The organism is Serratia sp. ASV30, from assembly GCF_016428815.1.
Taxonomy (GTDB): Bacteria; Pseudomonadota; Gammaproteobacteria; order Enterobacterales; family Enterobacteriaceae; genus Chania; species Chania fonticola_C.
The window spans coordinates 1-255 of record NZ_JAELTL010000291.1 but is presented as its reverse complement, the minus strand read 5'-3'; the positions used below and the strand labels follow the sequence as shown (position 1 = coordinate 255).

The following is a 255-nucleotide window of genomic DNA, read 5'->3' as shown; positions in this document are numbered from 1 at the left end:
GCCTGCGTGCGCTTTACGCCCAGTAATTCCGATTAACGCTTGCACCCTCCGTATTACCGCGGCTGCTGGCACGGAGTTAGCCGGTGCTTCTTCTGCGAGTAACGTCAATGAACGGTGCTATTAACACTGAACCCTTCCTCCTCGCTGAAAGTGCTTTACAACCCGAAGGCCTTCTTCACACACGCGGCATGGCTGCATCAGGCTTGCGCCCATTGTGCAATATTCCCCACTGCTGCCTCCCGTAGGAGTCTGGAC

General features: G+C 56.1%; 1 rRNA gene. It reads right to left on the bottom strand.

The features are described 5' to 3' along the window. A 16S ribosomal RNA gene (locus JHD74_RS27195) occupies positions 1–255 on the bottom strand; the annotation flags it as partial.